An 18,555-nucleotide genomic window follows, 5' to 3' on the forward strand; every position below is an offset into this window, starting at 1 on the left:
CCCTTCCATCAGTCCATAACCGGAACTGCTGGAGATCTAGTCCCTTGGCAGATGTGGCGGAAGGCGCAGCGTTTGCATCTTACTCGTGCGTTTGGCGCCATATCATGCCATGATCCGCCGATGACATCGCCCGATCTCAATCTGCTGTTCGCTCTCGACGTCCTGCTGACCGAAGGCAGCGTGGCGCGCGCCGCCAACCGCCTGCGCCTCAGCCCCTCGGCGATGAGTCGGACGCTGGCGCGGCTGCGCCAGGCGACGGGCGATCCGCTGCTGGTTCGCTCCGGTCGCGGCTTGGTGGCGACGCCGCGTGCGGAAGAACTGCGACAACAGGCTGGTCGTGTCGTCCAGGATGCGGAGGCGCTGCTGCGTCCTGCCACCTTGCTCGATCTCCCGAGCCTGGACAGGGTCTTCACGCTGCGCACCAATGAGAGCTTCGTCGAAGAGTTCGCCCCTCGTCTCGTTGCCCGTATCCAGGCCGATGCGCCCGGCGTGCGGCTCCGCTTTGCACCGAAGTCCGATGGAGACGTCATGTCGCTGCGCGATGTGGCGATCGACCTGGACATAGGCGTCGCTGGCGAGACCGGACCGGAGGTGCGCATCCAGGCATTGCTTCGCGACCGCTTCATCGGCGCCGTGCGAATGGGCCATCCGTTGAGCGAGGGCACGGTGACGCCAGAGCGCTATGCCGCAGGCCGGCACATCAGCGTTTCACGGCGTGGCCGCGAGAAAGGGCCGATCGACGAGGCTTTGAACCGGCTCGGGCTGCAGCGGACAATCGTGTGCATGGTGTCCGGGTTCTCGGCAGCCCTTGCCATGGCCCGCACATCAGACCTGATCGCCAGCGTTCCGGAGCGGCACACCGAGGGCGCACGCGTCGGCATGCACAGTTTTGCCCTGCCTGTTGCCACGGCTGGGGTCACCATCTCCATGCTGTGGCACCCGCGCCTGGATGCCGATCCGGCGCAACGCTGGCTGCGCGACTGCGTGCGGGAGATCTGCGCGGCGTCTCGCTGACAACGATGAGAAGCCTGCGCCAATCGCCCAGGCTTCTCATCTGTCCCGTTTATTCGGTTTGGCGTTTCCGCAAATATCTCAGCGCGCTTAGTGTGAGCGTCGCCATGACCGAACAGTAGCCCACCAGCGGCCACGCCGTGTCTCCATCAAGCAGGATGATGAACAGCGTGCCGAGGATGCCGACGACAAGGCTCTGGATGCAGAAGTAGAGCGCGACGGCGGTTCCCGCGACATCGCCGAAGGCCTCGAGTGCGCCGTTCGCGGTGACCGAAACAGTGAAGACGATGCCCACGGCGATGACCCACATCGGGCCGACGAATGTGACGAAGGACGGTGCCGCGAATACCTGTCCGAATGCCAGCAGTGCCGCGCCGAGCAGCAACATCGCCATGCCGCGCGCGACGCTGCCCGCGATGTCCCAGTGTGCAATGAACCTTTTGGCGAAGCGGGTGGTCACGATCATGACCAGTGCCGCGGTGGCAAAGGCAAGGCTGAAACCGAGTTGTGAAAAGCCGGCGCGATCCATGAGCACCCGTGGCGCTGTCGAAAAGAACACGAAGAAGGCGCCCATGGCGGCGCTGAAGCCGAGCGTATAGGTCCAGAAGGCTAAGCTGGAGAGAATGGGACGAAACGCCATTCGCCTGTCGTTGCCATTGGTGGGCCGTGTTTCATGCCATCTCGGCCATGCGTTGAGGGTGGCGGCTACCGCCAGACCGCCGAGCGTCAGGAAGATCGCGCGCCAGCCGAGATTGTCGGCGATCAATGCACCGGCAACCGGCCCCAACGCCGGCACGAAGGCCAGCATCGAACTGAACAGGCCGTAGATGACGGCACTTTCAGGCCTCTGCGCATAAACGTCGCGAACCGTTGCAAAGGTCGCAACGAGAATGGCGGATGCACCGATGGCCTGCACGACCCGCAAGGCGACGAACACCATGGCCAGCGAGGTGCAGGCGAGCAGGCCGGAAGCGCCTGCAAATAAAAGCGCGCCGCCGATCAGCACCGGACGCCTGCCGATCCTGTCGGAAATCGGGCCGAAGACGATTTGGCCGAGCCCAAGACAGATCATGTAGAGGCTCAGCGTCAGCTGGATGACATCAGGCGATGTCTTGAGGATTCCCGGCATCGCCGGGACGATCGGGAGGTAGATATCCATGGCCAGCGAGGCCAGGATGTCGAAGGGCGCCATCAGCACCATGGCTGCTGGCAGGGAAGTGGTCCATGTCGGGTTTTTTGGACAAGGCATGATTGAACATCCGCTCAAATGGCTACATTTGGCGGCGATCTGCCGTTCTCACTGAAAATGGGAAATGACGGGCCGCCGCAACAACGAACTGCTGTTGCGGCCTACTTGTCTGCTGACTTGCTGGTTCCCATAACCACTATCCCGGAATGATTGCGCGGACATTCTCTCGAGTGCGCTCGCGGTTCCCTAGCAGCCGAAGGTTGCCCAGGCAACAGGATCAGCTTGATGGGCATCAACGCGCCATCGCAGCTTCGATCACCGTGAAAATCCGCTCGTCCGTGCATTGGGCGACGTTGAAGCGCAGGAAGCGGCTGGCCGTTCCAGACAGGCTGAACGCGTTGCCGGGCGCCAGCACGATGTTGTCGGCCAAAGCGCGGCGGGCCACTTCAGCCGCATCGACGCCATCCGGCAGGCTGCACCACAGGAACAGGCCGGCCGGCTGGTCGATCCAGGGTGAGATACCGATCGCCTTCAGACGAACGCTGGTCTCGCCCATGGCGCGGGCAAGCTTCGCGCGCAGCAAATCCATATGCTTGCGGTAGCTGCCGTCCTTGAGCAGCGTCAGCACCAGTTCGGCCGCGAGCCGGCCGCCGCCGAAGGTAGTGGCGATCTTGAGGTCGGTCAGGGGCTCGATCCAGTCGCGCGGTGCAGCGATGAAGCCGCAGCGAACCGACGCCGAAAGCGTTTTGGAGAAGCTGCCGATGTGGACAACGCGGTTGAGACCATCGAACGCCGCCAGCCTCGGGGCGGGCGCATGTTCGAAATCGGCGAAGATGTCGTCTTCGACGATGGTCAGATCCGATTGGTCGGCGAGCTTGAGCAGCCGATGGGCGGTGACTGGCGACAGCACCGCGCCGGTCGGGTTGTGGATGGCGGAATTGGTGATGTAGAGGCGCGGCCGGTGCTCGGCCAACGCTTGCGCGAATAGATCGATATCCGGCCCCGACGGCGTGTAGGGGACACTGACGACCTTGGCCCGGTGGGCGCGCAACAGAGCGTGGAAGTTGAAGTAGCAGGGGTCGTCGACCAGCACGGTGTCGCCCGGCTCGATCAGGAACCGGCACAACAGGTCGATGGCCTGCGTGCCTGATTCCGTCAGCATGATCTGCCCGGGAGAGGCCTCGATGCCGTGCCCGGCCATACGCCGCGCCAGCAATTGCCGCAGCGGTGGCAGGCCGAGCGGCGTGCCGTAATCGACCAGTGCGATATCGTCGGCACGCGCTACCGTGCGCAGTGCCCGGCGCAGACCTGCCTGCGGCATCCACGAGGCCGGCAGCCAGCCGCAGCCGGGTTTCAGCATGTCGTCGCCGGCCTCCAGGGACTGGCGTGAGATCCAGAGGGGGTCGACCGCGCGGTCGAGGCGAGGACCAATCTCGGCCAGCGACAGCGGCGCCAGCGATCCGGCGGCATAGAATCCGGAGCCCGGCCGCGAGCGGATCGCACCTTCGGCGGCGAGCCGCTCATAGGCTTCGACCACGGTGGATTTGGACACTCGCATGGATTTGGCAAAGGTGCGGATCGACGGCAATTGCGCTCCCGGCGTCAGGCTGCGCGCCGCGATCCGCTGGCGGATCGTCGCCATGACGCCTTCGACCAGCGTTCCGCTGCTCTCGCTTCCTGTTGTCTGTTTGTCCATCCGTACTGCTCTTCTAAGCATGACAGTTGTGTGTAATTGTACCGCATTGTCTCTGGCGATACTACCGGCTCCGCGCGATACGGAGCCGACAAACGGAGCATACGATGGACAAGACCGCGAGCGGCTGGATGAATGGATTCATCGGCGTGTTGATCTTCAGCGGCTCGCTGCCGGCAACGCGCGTGGCGGTCAGGGATTTCGATCCGACATTCCTGACTTCGGCCCGAGCGGCGATTGCCGGACTGCTTGGCCTGGCACTGCTGCTCCTGTTTCGGCAAAAGCGTCCGGAGCGCGGCGACCTGCTGTCGCTGGTGATCGTCGCGCTTGGCGTGGTGGTCGGCTTTCCCTTGCTGACCGCACTGGCGCTCAAGCACGTCACCACGGCCCATTCCATCATCTTCGTCGGCCTGCTGCCGCTGGCCACTGCGATTTTCGGCGTGCTGCGCGGCGGCGATCGGCCGCGCCCGGCGTTCTGGCTGTTTTCATGCATCGGCAGCGCGCTGGTCGCGGGTTTTGCCCTGACGCAGGGCGTGACGGCCTCGCCGGTGGGTGATGGTTTGATGCTGGCCGCCATCATCGCCTGCGGTCTGGGCTATGCCGAGGGTGCCGCGCTGTCACGCAAGCTTGGCGGCTGGCAAGTGATCTGCTGGGCGCTGGTGCTGTCGCTGCCGATCATGCTGGTGCTGACGCTGATGACCATGCCGCCGTCGTTCGACGGCGTCGGCGTCAGTGCGTGGATAGGGCTTGCCTATGTCTCGCTGTTCAGCATGCTGATCGGCTTCGTGTTCTGGTATCGCGGGCTGGCGCAAGGCGGCATCGCCGCGGTCGGGCAGTTGCAGCTGCTGCAGCCATTTTTCGGACTGGCACTGGCAGCGACGCTGCTGCACGAGCAGGTCAGCCCGCTGATGGTGGTCGTCACGCTTGGCGTCGTGCTTTGCGTCGTCGGCGCCAAGCGATTCGCGAAGCAGGAATTGCCACGACGCGCGATCGCCTGACGACGGTACCGTCCTCGCCTAAAACTTCGTGACCACCCCAATACCAATGCCCTCGAAGCCGCCCATCGCCATCAGGGCCGCGGGCGCCTCGTCGAGGCTGATCCTCTTGCCGACCAGCAGTTCGGGCTTCAGCTTGCCGTTGCGGATCATGTCCATCATCGCCTGGTAGCGGTAGGCCTGCATGCCGTGGCTGCCGAGGATTTCGAGTTCAAAGGCGATCACCTTGTCCATCGGCACCTGCGGCCGGGCATGCTCGCCCAGCATCAGGCCGACCTGCACATGGCGGCCGCGCCGGCGCAGATTGGATATCGAATTGAACGAGGTGGTGGGGTGGCCGAGCGCGTCCATCGACATGTGCGCGCCGCCATTGGTGATCTGCTTGACCGCCTTGACCACGTTCGGTGTCGTGGATGCATTGATGGTGGCGACGGCGCCGATCTTTTTGGCGAAATCCAGTTTCTCGTCGGTGAGATCGATGGCGATGACATTGGCGCCCATTGAACTGGCGATCATGATCGCCGACAGGCCGACGCCGCCGCAGCCATGCACCGCGACCCATTCGCCCGGCTTCACCCGGCCCTGGTCGACGATGGCTCGAAACGAGGTGACGAAGCGGCAGCCGAGGCTGGCGGCGGTGGCGAATTCCATCTCGTCGGGCAAGCGCACGAGATTGGTATCGGCGTGTTCGATGGCGACATATTCGGCGAACGAGCCCCAGCCGGTGAAGCCAGGCTGTGTCTGGTGTTCGCAGACCTGGTGATTGCCCGAATTGCACTCGAAGCAGCGGCCGCAGCCGACGGCGAACGGCACGGTGACGCGCTCGCCGGCTTTCCAGCGGGTGACCTGCTTGCCGGCGGCAACAACGACGCCGGCCAGCTCGTGGCCCGGCACATGCGGCAGCGTGATGCCGTCGTCATGACCCATCCAGCCATGCCAGTCGCTGCGGCACAGACCGGTCGCCTCGACCTTGATGACGACGCCATCAGCGGCCGGCTTCGGATCAGGAACGGTCTGGATCCTCGGCGCTTCGCCGAATTTCTCGAAGACGACGGCTTTCATCGGTCACTCCACCCTCTGTGCTGCAGGAAACGATAGCCGATTCCCTGTCTGGTCGAGCAGAAATCGATTCCGCCAGGCCTGTTGGCAGGCAGCAGCTCTTAACCGGTTCCGCGGTTGCGAAAGTCGGCAAGCCGGGTTTCGCCGGGGGCAAGCTGCCGCCCGTCCTCGGCATGTACTTCCAGTCGCTTGATCGGCCGGCTGGTGAGATTGTCGACCATGAAGGTATAGGGTTCGCCCGGTCCGGCGAAGTAGGTTTCGCCCCATTGCCGCAGGGCAACCAGGACATAGAACAGGCCGCGTCCCTTTTGCGTCAGCACATATTCATGATGCGCGCTGCCGTCGGGCGCCGGGACCGTTTCGAGGATGCCATGCGCGACAAGATTGCGCAGCCGCGACGACAGGATGTTCTTGGCGACGCCGAGGCTCTTCTGGAATTCGCCGAAGCGCCGCAAGCCGTCGAAGGCGTCACGCACGATGAGCAGCGACCACCAGTCGCCAATCGCGTCCAGTGGTCGCGCTATGAAGCAATCCGCTTCGTGGTGGCTCGTTCGTTTCACCATGGCAGTCGTCGGTCCAATGCTCTAATTTCGGTTGCAACATAAAACTGTTCCGCCTATCCAGCAAGAGGTTTCAAGTTGAAACCTTTTGTGGAGAGAGACATGAACATGCAGGTGGCGAACAGCGGTGCAACAAGCCTCGAGCAATCCGATGGGCCGCATCGGGTGGCGCCGCCGCCTACGGGATTGTCACGATTGACCGCGCTGATCTTCGCCATCGCCTGCGGCCTGAGCGTCGCCAATATCTATTTCGCTCATCCGCTGCTCGACGCCATAGCGCATGATTTTGCTATCGCGCCGGCCTCGGTCGGCATCGTGGTGACGGTCACGCAGATCGGCTATGGGCTCGGCCTGTTCTTCATCGTGCCGCTGGGCGACCTGTTCGATCGCCGCAAGCTGATTGCCGGGCAGGCGATTCTGTCTGCCGTGGCGCTGGTGGCGGTCGGGATCGCGCCCAACGCGGCGATGCTGCTGGCGAGCCTCGCGGTCGTCGGGCTGCTGGCGGTGGTGGTGCAGGTGCTGGTCGCCTTCGCTGCCGACCTCGCTGTAGCATCGGAGCGGGGGCGGGCGGTCGGCACCGTCACCAGCGGCGTCATCCTGGGCATCCTGCTTGCCCGCTTCGCTTCGGGGGTCGTCGCCGATTTCGCCGGCTGGCGCTGGGTTTATCTTGTCTCGGCCATGTTGACGCTCGTCATGGCGATGGTTCTCTACCTGATCCTGCCGCGCCACGAGGCGGAGCGGCCACGCACATCCTATCCACGCCTGCTCGCTTCGGTGCTGCTGCTGTTCGCGCAGGAGCCGCTGCTGCGCGTGCGGGCGGTGCTGGCCATGCTGATCTTCGCCAGCTTCAACGTGCTGTGGGCGCCGCTGGTACTGCCGTTCAGCGTCGCGCCATTTTCACTTTCGCATACCGAGATCGGGCTTTTCGGCCTTGCGGGCGTCGCCGGCGCGCTCGGTGCGCGCTGGACCGGCGGCCTCGTCGATCGTGGATGCGGCCAGTTGGTCACCGGCCTCAGCCTGCTGCTGATGATGGCGGCTTGGCTGCCGATCGCCTTCATGGGCATGTCTCTGTGGTTGCTCGTCGCCGGCATAGTCATGCTGGATCTGGCGATCCAGGCCGTCCACGTCACCAACCAGAGCCTGATCTTCGCCCGGCGGCCGGATGCGCGCAGCCGACTGGTTGGCGGCTACATGATCTTCTACTCGGTCGGCAGCGCCCTGGGCTCCATCGCCTCGACCATGGCTTATGGTGCAATGGGCTGGAATGGCGTCTGTGTGCTTGGCGCCGGCATCGGCCTGTTGGCGCTGCTGTTCTGGGCGTTGACGCTGCGCGTCGGCAGATAAGCCTATGGCCACGGCGCGGTGTCGAGAAGCGGCTGCCAGGCTCGGAACCAGTCGCTCGCCTCGGCCTGCCACGGCCAGATGCCGTCCACAGTGGGATAGATCAGCTGGAGAACACCGAAATCCAGGCCGTCGTAGAACCAGAGGTCCCAGCCGAAATGCTCGCGATAGTGTTCGATATGAACGGCGCCGAATTGACAGTCGAAACCTTCGATAAAACCGGACGATCGCTGCCCTGGTTGGAAAACCTCGCCGGAGCGGACGCGGCTGCAATACTCGTTGATGATGAACTGGGAGATTTCCGGCTTCAGGCCGATGACGATGAGTTCCGGCGCCTTGAAGTTGTGCTCTATTCCAACCGAATAGGTGAAAGGCGGATCGTCGCCTTCCTCCAGCACATGCAAGATGTGGCAGCCATAAGCCTCTATATCGGCCAGCGCCTTGGCTTCACCTGGGTCGGTGGCTTTTCTACTCGGCATCGATCTGGTTCCGGGGCGCGGCTTTCTGGAAGGCCGGCAGCGCCATGCAGGCGGCATTGATGCGCGCGATCGTCGGGTAGGGGGTCAAGTCGACGCCGAAGCGGGCGTTGCTGGCAATCTGCGCGGCGAGGCAGATGTCGGCCAGGCCCGGCGCGTCGCCATGGCAGAATGTACCCCTCTCCGCCGCCGACGCCATGATCTTTTCAAGCGGCTGAAAGCCCTCGTTCACCCAATGGCGGAACCAGTTGGCGATGTCTTCGTCGCCGGCGCCGAACAGCGTGCGCAGCGAGGTCAGCACGCGCAGATTGTTCACCGGGTGGATGTCGCAGGCGATCATCTGCGCCAGCATTCTCACGCGTGCCCGGCCGGCCGGGTCCTTCGGCAGCAGCGGTGGTTCCGGTTTGGTCTCGTCGAGGAACTCGATGATCGCCAGCGATTGCGTCAGCAGCGTGCCGTCGCCGAGCACCAGCGCCGGCACCAGGCCTTGCGGATTGACCGCGAGATAGGCTGGTTCCAGATGTTCGCCATGGCGCAGATGATGCGGGACATAGTCGTAGCTCAGCCCCTTCATCTCCAGCGCGATCCGCACCCGGTAGGAGGTGGAGGAACGGTAGTAATTATGCAGGACGAGGCCGCTCATGCGCTCACTTCGGCTGGCCGATGGTCACTTCGATGGTGCCGATGCCGTCGACGCCGCCGGTCATCGTGTCGCCGGGGCCAACCGCGCCGACGCCTGCCGGCGTACCGGTGAAGATCAGGTCGCCGGGCTCGAGCTCCATCGCCTCGCTGCAGATCGACACGATATCCGATATTGGCCAGATCAGTTCAGCGAGGTCGGCATCCTGCCTGACCTTGCCGTTGACGGCGAGCCAGATGCGGCCCTTCTGTGGGTGGCCGGATTTCGCCGCGGGGATCAGCGGGCCGCAAGGCGCGGAGCGGTCGAAGGCCTTCGACCAGTCCCACGGACGGGCGGCCTTCTTGGCCTCGTCCTGCAGATCGCGGCGAGTGAGGTCGATGCCGACGCCGTAGCCCCAGACGTGGTCCAGCGCCTTGTCGCGGGCAATGCGGAAGCCGGCTTTGCCGATCGCAGCCACCAATTCGATCTCGTGGTGTAGATCGGCCGTCAGCGGCGGGTAGGGGATAGCGGTGCCGGAATCGACCACCGCGTCGGCCGGCTTGGTAAAGAAGAAGGGCGGATCACGCTCGTCATTGCCGAATTCGCGGGCATGCGCCGCGTAGTTGCGGCCGACGCAGTAGATACGGCGCACCGCGAAACGATCGGACGAGCCCGCAATGGCCACCGATGCGGTTGCGGGCAAGGGAAGGACGAATTCTGTCATGTGGGTCTCTGCTTGGTTGCCGGAACATTCGACCGATTTGGGGGCCTGGACAAGGCGATTTGGTCGAGAAAGTGCCGGCGGCACTTTCCGCCGGAGATGGCGATATACTATTTGGCAATAATCTGGCCATGCTGACGAGGCTATTCTAATCGCCCACGAACTGAAATGAACCCCTATGACCGCAACCCACGATCGCGCCCGGTTCCTGATCATCGACGATCACCCGCTGTTTCGCGAGGCGCTGCACAGCGCCGTGCAGATGGCCTACCCGGAAGTCGACACCGTGGAGGCGCGCTCGATCACCGAGGCGCTGGACCTTCTGGCCGGCGCCAAGCCGTTCGATCTCGCGCTGCTCGACCTCAACATGCCCGACGTGCATGGCTTTGAAGGCCTGCTGCAGCTCCGGACCCGCTATCCGCGCCTGCCGGTGGTCATCGTCTCGGGCTATGAGGAGCCGAAGATCATTTCCGAGGCGCTGTCCTATGGTGTCGCCGGCTTTATCCCGAAATCGGCGCGCAAGAGCGACCTCGCCGCCGCCATACGCTCGGTGATGGAAGGCGCGATCTATGTGCCGGAAACTTATGAAGGCCGCACACCCGACGCTGAAAGCGTCGACCGCGCCGACATGGTGCAGCGCCTGTCGACGCTGACGCCCCAGCAACTGCGCGTGCTGCAGATGCTGCGCCAGGGCCTGCTCAACAAGCAGATCGCCTACGAGCTGCAGGTGGGAGAGACCACCGTGAAAGCGCATGTCTCGGAGATATTGCGCAAGCTCAATGTCTACAGCCGCACGCAGGCGGTGATCGAGGTTTCGAAGCTGGACAATGCGGAGCTGTTTCGGGATCAGGCTGGGTTTTGAGGCTCGCCGTCCCTCATCCAAGTAGGGTTGTCACCACCACGCTCAACACTGGCTGGGCGAACGTGGTAAAAGTGCACTGTCACCGTAATTCGAAAATCGCAACAATTTCGGCCTCTACATCTATTGGTACAGTAGCTCATCCCTCGCCGCATATGCAGCCATCGTTTCTCTAAATAGTCTTATCATACCAAACGCGCCGATAACCATTTGAGCAGCGCCTCGCCTTCCTTTCAGTTTCTCCATTAATATATCCCTCTTCGCAAGAATGTGGCCTTGAGATGCAGCGCTTTTTAGAAATATTTCAGCATCCGGATCAGTCGGTTCATTTTTCTGTATCAAGCGATAGCACCAGTAGGCGGCGGACGGGTTCCGGGTGGAGATTTTTTTAAACAGCTCTAAAGATTCAATATTGTCGCCAATTCTTTGTTTCAACCCAGCAATTCTATAAGTTGCCATTTCGATTCCGCCACTTTCTGCAATCGAATAGTAACTTACCGCCAGATCATCATCGTGACAATCGGTATTACTGTCATAAACTATCCCCAGAGAATACGCCGCCGCCGCTTTCTTGCTCTCATAGTTCATTGCGTCTAAGAGAATTGATATTGCTTTCTCCACTTCACCCTTGTGGAGGGCTTCCTTGGCTTGAACTAAATGCGTGTCGTCATCGGACATAGGTAGCTCCTCTTTCAATCATCACCTTTGCGCTATCAAATGCGTTGACAGTATGCACTATGGGCCGGGAGGACATATTAAGAGTGCACTGTCACCGTAATTGCCGGATCTCACAGTCGCGCCTGGACGATGCCCCTCATAATCACGGCACCGCGTCAGCGCGCATGAGCGTTACCTTCCTTATCCCATCTGCCGTGCCGCTTTTTATGGGGACGCCAAAATTATCAAGCACGTCCTTGCGACTGGATGAAAAGGAATGTCCAAGAGGTCTCGATCCAAATTGTCAAACTACTGCGTGCGGATACGTAATGTATGCGGACTTCCGGAAGATCATCGTCAACTTTTTTTCGGAATTTCCAATATTTAAACGGTGGCGATCTCAAAAGTGACGCCTCCGTCTTTCCAAGTAGTTAAGCATCGAATTGGTTATTGTCTAAGCCAGCAAATGTGCCAGCAGCGCCCTTAGCTGTGCCGGCTTCAGCGGCTTGCGCATCAGTTCGATGCCGCCGGAGCGGGCGGCTTTGGCGACCGCTTCCGAACTGTCGGCGGTGACGATCAGCGCCGGCACGGCGCGGCCGAGATAATCGCGGACTTCGGCGATGGTCGTGGTGCCGAGATCGCCGCCGTCGAGATGCTGGTCGGCAATGACGATGTCGGGCACCCAGTCGGTGTCGCCAAGCATGTCGAGCGCATCGTCGGTCGAGGTCGCGGCCCGCACCAGGCATTGCCAGCGTTCGAGCAGGAAGGTCATGGCCTGCAGCACTTCGATATCGTTCTCGACCAGCAGCACCTTGGTGCCGAACAGGCCATAGCCGCGCGGCCGTTCCATATCGGCAACGCTAGCGATGGCATCGGCTGGCGCACCGATGCCGACGGGAACATCGATGTGGAAGATCGTGCCGCGTCCGACCTTCGACGAGAATGTCACGGGATGGCCGAGCGCGCTGGCCATGCGGCGCACGATGGCAAGCCCGAGCCCGAGACCGCCACCGTCCAGTTCGGCATTGGCCGGCGAGGTGCCGCGATGGAACTCCTCGAATACCGCCTCGCGCTGGTCGTCGGGAATGCCGCAGCCCGTATCGGCGACGTCGATGCGGATGGTGTCGCCGCGATGTCTGGTGCCGACAAGCACGCCGCCCGAGCGTGTATAGCCCAGCGCGTTGGAAAGAATGTTCTGCAGGATGCGGCGCAGCAGCGTGCGGTCGGAGCGGACGACGGCATGGACCGGCCGGAATTTCAGCGACAGGCCTTTCATCTCCGCCACCGGCAGGAAATCCGAGCGGAGCGACGAGAACAGCGCCTCCAGGCTGACATCGCTTATGTCGGGCTGCACCACGCCGGCATCGAGCTTTGAGATGTCGAGCAGCGTTCTAAGCAGATCCTCCATCGTCTCCAGCGAGCGCTCGACCTGCCGCACCAGTTTCTTGCCCTCGTCACTGGTCTGAACTTCGGCGAGCGCCGAAACCGAGAGATGGGCCGCGTTCAGCGGCTGCAGCACGTCGTGGCTGGCAGCGGCGAGGAAACGGGTTTTCGACAGGTTCGCCAGTTCGGCGTTTTCCTTGGCGGCGCTGAGGTCGATGTTCGACTGCTCCAGCCGGCGCAAGGTCGAGTGCAGTTCCTCGGTGCGGGTGCGCACCCGGTTTTCCAGCGAAATCGCGGTCTGGAACAGCGAAAAGGCGTTGCCTTGCTGGTCCATAGAGCGCTCGACGCGGCTGACCAGTGCCGCGTTGATCTTCTTCAGCTTTTCAAGATCGTTTATGTCCCTCAGCGGCATCTTGTTGCGCCGTCCTATTCCGCCGCCTGGCGCTCGCCGAAGGCGATGCCGGTAAAAGTCTGATTCAGATGCATCGACCGGTACTGTTCGCCATAGGTGCCGAAGCCGATGACATTGTTGACCCGGTAGAGTTCCGAAATCTCGCGAAACACCTGCCGATTGCGCGCGTCGAGCCGGCGCAGCACGCAGTCGAAGCCGAGGATCATGTCGATGCCGCCAAGCCTCTCCTCGACATCGCGCAGGGCGGCGCGCGTCGATTCGACCATGTCCTTGGGTTGAGCGATCGACAGCACGACGCCATCGTCTATGGCGCAGAAGAACGACAGCGAGCCGTCGGCATGCATCTTCTGGATCGACCGGCAATAATATTGGCCGCCCACCTTCACCACCACGGGATGCGAGGCGAAGCTCAGTGGCGTCAGCATCTGCGCGACGATGCCGACGGACGCGGCATATTCCTGCGCTGCATTGGTGGCGTTGAATTCGCGCACGATGCGGTGATCGGGATCGGAAGCCGTCACCACCAGTTTTTCATCGGTGGGAACGAAATTGTCGGTCTTGAAGACATGGAAGGGAATTTCGGTCGATATCAGCACGATGATGGCGCTGTCGGAGGTGACCTTGCCGTTCGAGATCAGGCGCGTCGTCTCGAATTTCAGATCGTCGCCGGCGGAGCCGCCAAGCAGCGGTATGTCATCGAGGCCCCAGTGGATGGCTGAACTCACCGCTTCTTCGGCATAAGAGAGCCCGTCGATGAAGCAGAGCGCGAAAGTGCCGTTGGTCCGATCGCAACCGAGGCGCGCGCGCAGCGATCGCCGCAGGGTCTCCACCTCGCCGGTGATCCTGTCCATACCCGACGAGGACAGATTTTCGACCATCACGCTGACGGCGGTGAACGCGGTGGACGGAAGCAGCATGGCCAGCACATGACCATCCTCGAGACCTTGCGGCGTGATCTCGCCGGCAGTCGAACAGCCGGCGTGGTGGAGCGCCGGTGCGTGGGTCATGAGCGCCTGGGAAAGGGCGCTGGCTTCGACCAGGCTCTGGGAAAAGAACAGCAGGGCAAAGCCTGCGTCGATGGCGGCTGCTTCCAGTGCGATCGCCTTGGCGAACGCCTCCATGTCGGGCTCGTCCGTGGTGAGCGCCGACAGGCCGCATGCATAGCGCGTCTGTGAATTGGCCAGCGATGTTCTCCGCATTTCCTCCGACGCTTTTTTGTGCGCGGCTGTTTTAAATGCTTCTGGCGCGCGGGCGTCGACCGACATTGTTGCCTTCAATCGGCGGTTTGGCAATGGGGCCACCGGCACCGCATGTTTGGGCGCGGCCATGACCGAAAGTACAATGTTCCGCGTTTGCGACGTGCTGTTTTTTGTCCCATGTGCGGTGTACGAATAATGCACCACCGAAGCGCGAATACCGCGTCGGCAGCGTGGATACCAAGGTTGATACCCAGGGAGGGACCATGTCGGACGTTTCGTTGATGGTGAACGGAAAGCGGGTCAGCGGTGCTGCCGAGGACCGAACACTTCTGGTTCACTTCCTGCGGGAAAATCTCGGCCTTACCGGCACGCATGTCGGTTGCGACACCTCGCAATGCGGTGCCTGCGTCGTCCACGTCGATGGCAAGGCGGTCAAATCCTGTACGATGCTCGCGGTGCAGGCCTCCGGCTCCACCGTGTTGACGATCGAGGGCCTGGCCAATGGCGCCGACCTGCATCCGGTGCAGGCCGCCTTCAAGGAACATCACGGGCTGCAGTGCGGCTTCTGCACGCCGGGCATGATCATGACGGCGACCGACATGATCAGCCGCCACCCCGAAGGGCTCGACGAGGCGACGGTGCGCGCCGAGCTCGACGGCAACATCTGCCGCTGTACCGGCTACCACAACATCGTCAAGGCGATCCTCGCCGCATCGACGACGATGAAGGGGTCGAAGGGTAAGGCGAAACAAGCTGCTTAGGCAAGGGAATAAGGGAGTAGGGCAGTAGGGGAGTAGGGCAAAAAGGCCAACGCAACGAGGCCTCTTTTTCCCTACTCCCTTACTCCCCTACTGCCCTACTCCCATAAATTCCGGAGGAATTTCTGATGGGCATTGAAGGTGTTGGCGCTCGGGTCGCGCGCAAGGAAGACAAACGGTTCATCACGGGCGCCGGCCGCTATGTCGACGACATGGTGGTTCCCGGCATGAAGCACGCCGCGTTCGTGCGCAGTCCGCACGCGCATGCGCAGATCAAGAAGATCGATGTGAAGAAGGCCCAGGGCATGCCCGGGGTCATCGGCGTGCTGACCGGCAAGGAACTCAAGGCCGACGGCATCGGCAATCTCATCTGTGGCTGGATGATCCACTCCAAGGACGGCTCGCCGATGAAGATGGGGGCATGGTCGCCACTGGCGTTCGACCGGGTCCGTTATGTCGGCGACGCCGTCGTCATCGTCGTCGCCGAGACCAAGGGGCAGGCGCGTGATGCCGCCGAGGCGGTCGAGATCACCTACAAGGAGTTGAAGGCCGTCGTCGATGCCTCCAAGGCGATGGACAAGGGTGCGCCGCAGATCCACCCCGAAGCCGACAACAATCTGATCTTCGACTGGGACATCGGCAATGCCGACGACACCGCGGCGGCCTTCGGGAAGGCGGCCCATGTCGTCAAGATGGACATCATCAACAACCGGCTGGTGCCCAACGCCATGGAGCCGCGCGCCGCACTTGGCCATTACGACAAGGCCGAGGATCACTATACCTGCTGGACGACCTCGCAGAATCCGCATGTGGCGCGGCTGGTGATGAGCGCCTTCTACAATGTCGCGCCGGAAAACAAGCTGCGCGTGATCGCGCCCGATGTCGGCGGCGGCTTCGGCTCGAAGATCTACATCTATCCCGAAGAGATCGTCTGCCTGTGGGCGTCAAAGAAGACCGGCGTGCCGGTCAAATGGGTGGCCGACCGGACCGAAAGTTTTCTGACCGACGCGCATGGCCGCGACCATCACACCCATGCTGAAATGGCCTTCGACAAGGACCACAGGATCCTCGGCCTGAAGGTGGAAACCCAAGCCAATCTCGGCGCCTATATGTCGCTGTTTTCATCGGCGACGCCGACCTATCTCTATGCGACTCTGCTGTCGGGCCAGTACAACATCCCGGCCATCCACGCCAATGTGAAGGCGATCTACACCAACACCGCGCCCGTCGATGCCTATCGCGGGGCAGGGCGGCCGGAAGCGACCTTCGTCATGGAGCGCATGATGGAAACCGCGGCCCGCCAGTTCGGCGTCTCGCCGGCCGAACTGCGGCGCAAGAACTTCGTCACCTCGTTTCCGCATCAGACGCCGGTCATCATGTGCTATGACGCGGGCGACTATGCCGCTTCGCTCGATGCGGCAATGCAGGCGTCGGACTATTCCGGCTTCGCCAAGCGCAAGGCCGCCGCCGCCAACACGGGGTTGCTGCGCGGCATCGGCATGAGCTGCTACATCGAGGCCTGCGGCATCGCGCCGTCTGCGGCCGTCGGCTCGCTCGGTGCCGGTGTCGGCCTTTGGGAATCGGCGGAAGTGCGCGTCAACGCGGTCGGCACGATCGAGGTGCTGACCGGCTCTCACAGCCACGGCCAGGGCCATGAGACGACCTTCGCGCAACTGGTCAATGAGCGCTTCGGCGTGCCGCTCGATTCGGTCTCGATAGTGCATGGCGATACCGACAAGGTGCAGATGGGCATGGGCACCTATGGCTCGCGCTCGGGTGCGGTCGGGATGTCAGCCATCGTCAAGGCGCTCGACAAGGTAGAGGCCAAGGCCAAGAAGATCGCGGCGCACCTGCTCGAGGCCGACGAAGGCGACATCATCATCGAGAACGGCGCGCTGAAGGTGGCCGGCACCGACAAGAACGTGCCGTGGTTCCAGATGGCGCTGGCCGCCTACACTGCCCACAACCTGCCGGGCGGCATGGAGCCCGGGCTCAAGGAGACGGCGTTCTACGATCCGTCGAATTTCACCTTCCCGGCGGGCTGCTATATCTGCGAGGTCGAGGTCGACCCGGAAACCGGCGTGACCGAGATCGTCCAGTTCGTCGCCGCCGACGATTTCGGCAACATCATCAATCCGATGATCGTCGAGGGCCAGGTGCATGGCGGGCTGGCGCAAGGCATTGGCCAGGCACTGCTCGAAGGCGCCCATTACGACAACAGCGGACAATTGCTGACCGCGAGCTACATGGACTACACCATGCCGCGCGCCGGCGATCTGCCGTCGTTCAAGGTCTCGACCTCGAACACGCCTTGCCCGGGCAATCCGTTGGGGATCAAGGGTTGCGGCGAGGCCGGCGCGATCGGCTCGCCGCCGGCGGTGATCAACGCTATCACCGACGCCATCGGCAGCAACGATCTTGCCATGCCGGCTTCGCCGTCCACCGTGTGGGCTGCGATCCGCGCGACGAAACATTGAACGCGAATGGCGAATAGGGGTAGCGAATAGGGAAGAGAATGTTCGCTACTTCCTGCTCGCTCTTTCACCCAGGGGAGAAAGACAAATGTACGCAGTCAACTATCATCGCGCCGCCTCGGTCGCCGATGCCGCCAAGCTGATCAAGACCGGCGACGCCAAGCTGCTTTCGGGCGGTATGACGCTGATCCCGGCGATGAAGACGCGGCTTGCCGCGCCGTCCGACCTTGTCGACCTGTCGCGGATCACGGAGCTGCAGGGCGTCACGGTGTCGGGCAAGACCGTCGCCATCGGCGCCGCCACCACGCATAATGCTGTTGCCAATGACGAGAAGCTGAAGAAGGTCTGTCCGGCGCTTTCCCATCTGGCATCGCTGATCGGCGATCCGGCGGTGCGCCACAAGGGAACGATCGGCGGCTCGATCGCCAACAACGATCCGGCGGCCGATTATCCGGCGGCGCTGCTGGCGCTGGGCGCGACCATCGTCACCAACAAGCGCGAGATCGCTGCCGACAAGTTCTTCAAGGGCCTGTTCGAGACCTCGTTGAAGGATGGCGAGATCGTCACCGCCGTCACCTTCACCGCGCCGGCCAAGGCGGCCTATGAAAAATTCCGCAATCCGGCATCGCGCTACGCCATCGTCGGCGTGTTCGTGGCCAAGGGCAAGGATGGCGTCAGCGTCGCAGTCACCGGTGCCGGCGATGACGGCGTCTTCCGCTCGAAGGAGATCGAGGCAGCATTAGCCGGGAACTTCGCGGCCTCGGCACTCGAAGGGGTGAAAGTGCCGGCGAAGAATTTGATGACTGACATCCATGCCTCGGCCGACTACCGCGCCAATCTGATCGCGGTGATGGCCAAGCGCGCGGTGGCTGCCGCCAACGCCTGACACGATCCGTTGTGGACACGGAGAAGGGGTCATGCGGCCCCTTTTCCTTTTGTGGCGACCTGTAGTTGTCCAAACTTTTGATGGAATCGCCCTGCATCAATCGTTTGCCTGAGCAATTTCTTCCGCCGACACTTCACCTGGAACTGCACCGGCGGCAATCTCGCACTTGCACAAATCCATATTGCACTGCAATATGGATTTGGGCGGGAATGCGAGCCGGGTTCGAAATGTCGTGCCCTTTCGCATGCCTATTTGCGAGAGGA

General features: G+C 62.4%; 17 protein-coding genes. 7 read left to right on the forward strand and 10 right to left on the reverse strand.

Annotation, left to right across the window (positions count from 1 at the left end; translation table 11 throughout):
* Positions 1 to 120: 120 nt before the first annotated feature.
* Positions 121 to 1,014, forward strand: a complete 894-nt coding sequence (locus NKI99_RS02310; RefSeq protein WP_023812237.1) for a LysR family transcriptional regulator — start codon at positions 121 to 123, stop codon at positions 1,012 to 1,014.
* Between the two features lie 49 nt (positions 1,015 to 1,063).
* On the opposite strand, the gene cml is transcribed toward NKI99_RS02310, so the two are convergent.
* The gene (cml, locus tag NKI99_RS02315) at positions 1,064 to 2,260 is read right to left on the reverse strand and encodes a CmlA/FloR family chloramphenicol efflux MFS transporter (RefSeq protein ID WP_023812236.1); all 1,197 of its coding nucleotides are present in this window, start codon (positions 2,258 to 2,260) and stop codon (positions 1,064 to 1,066) included.
* Positions 2,261 to 2,492: 232 nt separating this feature from the next.
* Positions 2,493 to 3,896 carry an aminotransferase-like domain-containing protein gene (locus NKI99_RS02320; protein ID WP_023812235.1) on the reverse strand — a complete coding sequence of 468 codons (1,404 nt, stop codon included), beginning with the start codon at positions 3,894 to 3,896 and terminating at the stop codon, positions 2,493 to 2,495.
* Between the two features lie 104 nt (positions 3,897 to 4,000).
* Here NKI99_RS02320 and NKI99_RS02325 point away from each other — a divergent pair, with 104 nt between their 5' ends.
* Entirely contained in the window at positions 4,001 to 4,891 is an 891-nt protein-coding gene (locus tag NKI99_RS02325; RefSeq protein WP_023812234.1) for a DMT family transporter, read from the forward strand.
* 18 nt (positions 4,892 to 4,909) lie between these two features.
* Here NKI99_RS02325 and NKI99_RS02330 read toward each other — a convergent pair whose 3' ends face one another.
* Both NKI99_RS02330 and NKI99_RS02335 read right to left on the reverse strand, forming a co-directional pair.
* On the reverse strand, positions 4,910 to 5,950 hold the full coding sequence (locus NKI99_RS02330) for a zinc-dependent alcohol dehydrogenase family protein (protein WP_023812233.1): 1,041 nt from the start codon (positions 5,948 to 5,950) through the stop codon (positions 4,910 to 4,912).
* A 98-nt stretch (positions 5,951 to 6,048) separates the two neighbouring features.
* The gene (locus NKI99_RS02335) at positions 6,049 to 6,510 is read right to left on the reverse strand and encodes a winged helix-turn-helix transcriptional regulator (protein WP_023812232.1); all 462 of its coding nucleotides are present in this window, start codon (positions 6,508 to 6,510) and stop codon (positions 6,049 to 6,051) included.
* A gap of 99 nt (positions 6,511 to 6,609) precedes the next feature.
* Between NKI99_RS02335 and NKI99_RS02340 the strand changes: the two genes are divergently transcribed.
* Complete coding sequence (locus tag NKI99_RS02340) at positions 6,610 to 7,851, forward strand: MFS transporter (RefSeq protein WP_023812231.1); 1,242 nt, start codon at positions 6,610 to 6,612, stop codon at positions 7,849 to 7,851.
* A gap of 2 nt (positions 7,852 to 7,853) precedes the next feature.
* Here the strand turns inward: NKI99_RS02340 and NKI99_RS02345 are convergent, their stop codons facing one another.
* From NKI99_RS02345 to NKI99_RS02355, 3 genes are read right to left on the reverse strand one after another with little or no spacing between them, the layout of a single operon-like run.
* On the reverse strand, positions 7,854 to 8,327 hold the full coding sequence (locus tag NKI99_RS02345; RefSeq protein ID WP_023812230.1) for a DUF4262 domain-containing protein: 474 nt from the start codon (positions 8,325 to 8,327) through the stop codon (positions 7,854 to 7,856).
* Positions 8,317 to 8,967, reverse strand: coding sequence for a maleylacetoacetate isomerase (gene maiA / locus NKI99_RS02350; protein ID WP_023812229.1), 651 nt, complete (start codon positions 8,965 to 8,967; stop codon positions 8,317 to 8,319). The genes NKI99_RS02345 and maiA overlap by 11 nt, the downstream gene beginning before the upstream one ends.
* A 4-nt stretch (positions 8,968 to 8,971) precedes the next feature.
* Positions 8,972 to 9,667, reverse strand: a complete 696-nt coding sequence (locus tag NKI99_RS02355) for a fumarylacetoacetate hydrolase family protein (RefSeq protein WP_023812228.1) — start codon at positions 9,665 to 9,667, stop codon at positions 8,972 to 8,974.
* Between the two features lie 175 nt (positions 9,668 to 9,842).
* Here NKI99_RS02355 and NKI99_RS02360 point away from each other — a divergent pair, with 175 nt between their 5' ends.
* Positions 9,843 to 10,526, forward strand: coding sequence for a response regulator (locus NKI99_RS02360; RefSeq protein WP_023812226.1), 684 nt, complete (start codon positions 9,843 to 9,845; stop codon positions 10,524 to 10,526).
* A gap of 120 nt (positions 10,527 to 10,646) precedes the next feature.
* On the opposite strand, the gene NKI99_RS02365 is transcribed toward NKI99_RS02360, so the two are convergent.
* The 3 genes from NKI99_RS02365 to NKI99_RS02375 form a co-directional block, all read right to left on the reverse strand.
* Entirely contained in the window at positions 10,647 to 11,201 is a 555-nt protein-coding gene (locus NKI99_RS02365) for a tetratricopeptide repeat protein (protein WP_031213515.1), read from the reverse strand.
* 433 nt (positions 11,202 to 11,634) lie between these two features.
* Entirely contained in the window at positions 11,635 to 12,975 is a 1,341-nt protein-coding gene (locus tag NKI99_RS02370) for a hybrid sensor histidine kinase/response regulator (protein ID WP_023812224.1), read from the reverse strand.
* 14 nt (positions 12,976 to 12,989) lie between these two features.
* The gene (locus NKI99_RS02375) at positions 12,990 to 14,174 is read right to left on the reverse strand and encodes an FIST N-terminal domain-containing protein (protein WP_352609579.1); all 1,185 of its coding nucleotides are present in this window, start codon (positions 14,172 to 14,174) and stop codon (positions 12,990 to 12,992) included.
* 263 nt (positions 14,175 to 14,437) lie between these two features.
* Here NKI99_RS02375 and NKI99_RS02380 point away from each other — a divergent pair, with 263 nt between their 5' ends.
* The 3 genes from NKI99_RS02380 (at position 14,438) to NKI99_RS02390 (ending at position 18,292) form a co-directional block, all read left to right on the forward strand.
* Positions 14,438 to 14,935, forward strand: a complete 498-nt coding sequence (locus NKI99_RS02380; RefSeq protein WP_023812222.1) for a (2Fe-2S)-binding protein — start codon at positions 14,438 to 14,440, stop codon at positions 14,933 to 14,935.
* Positions 14,936 to 15,060: 125 nt separating this feature from the next.
* Entirely contained in the window at positions 15,061 to 17,409 is a 2,349-nt protein-coding gene (locus NKI99_RS02385; RefSeq protein WP_352609580.1) for a xanthine dehydrogenase family protein molybdopterin-binding subunit, read from the forward strand.
* A gap of 85 nt (positions 17,410 to 17,494) precedes the next feature.
* Positions 17,495 to 18,292, forward strand: a complete 798-nt coding sequence (locus NKI99_RS02390) for an FAD binding domain-containing protein (RefSeq protein ID WP_352609583.1) — start codon at positions 17,495 to 17,497, stop codon at positions 18,290 to 18,292.
* Positions 18,293 to 18,555 lie beyond the last annotated feature (263 nt).

It is taken from the genome of Mesorhizobium sp. M0239, assembly GCF_040321815.1.
Lineage (GTDB): Bacteria > Pseudomonadota > Alphaproteobacteria > Rhizobiales > Rhizobiaceae > Mesorhizobium.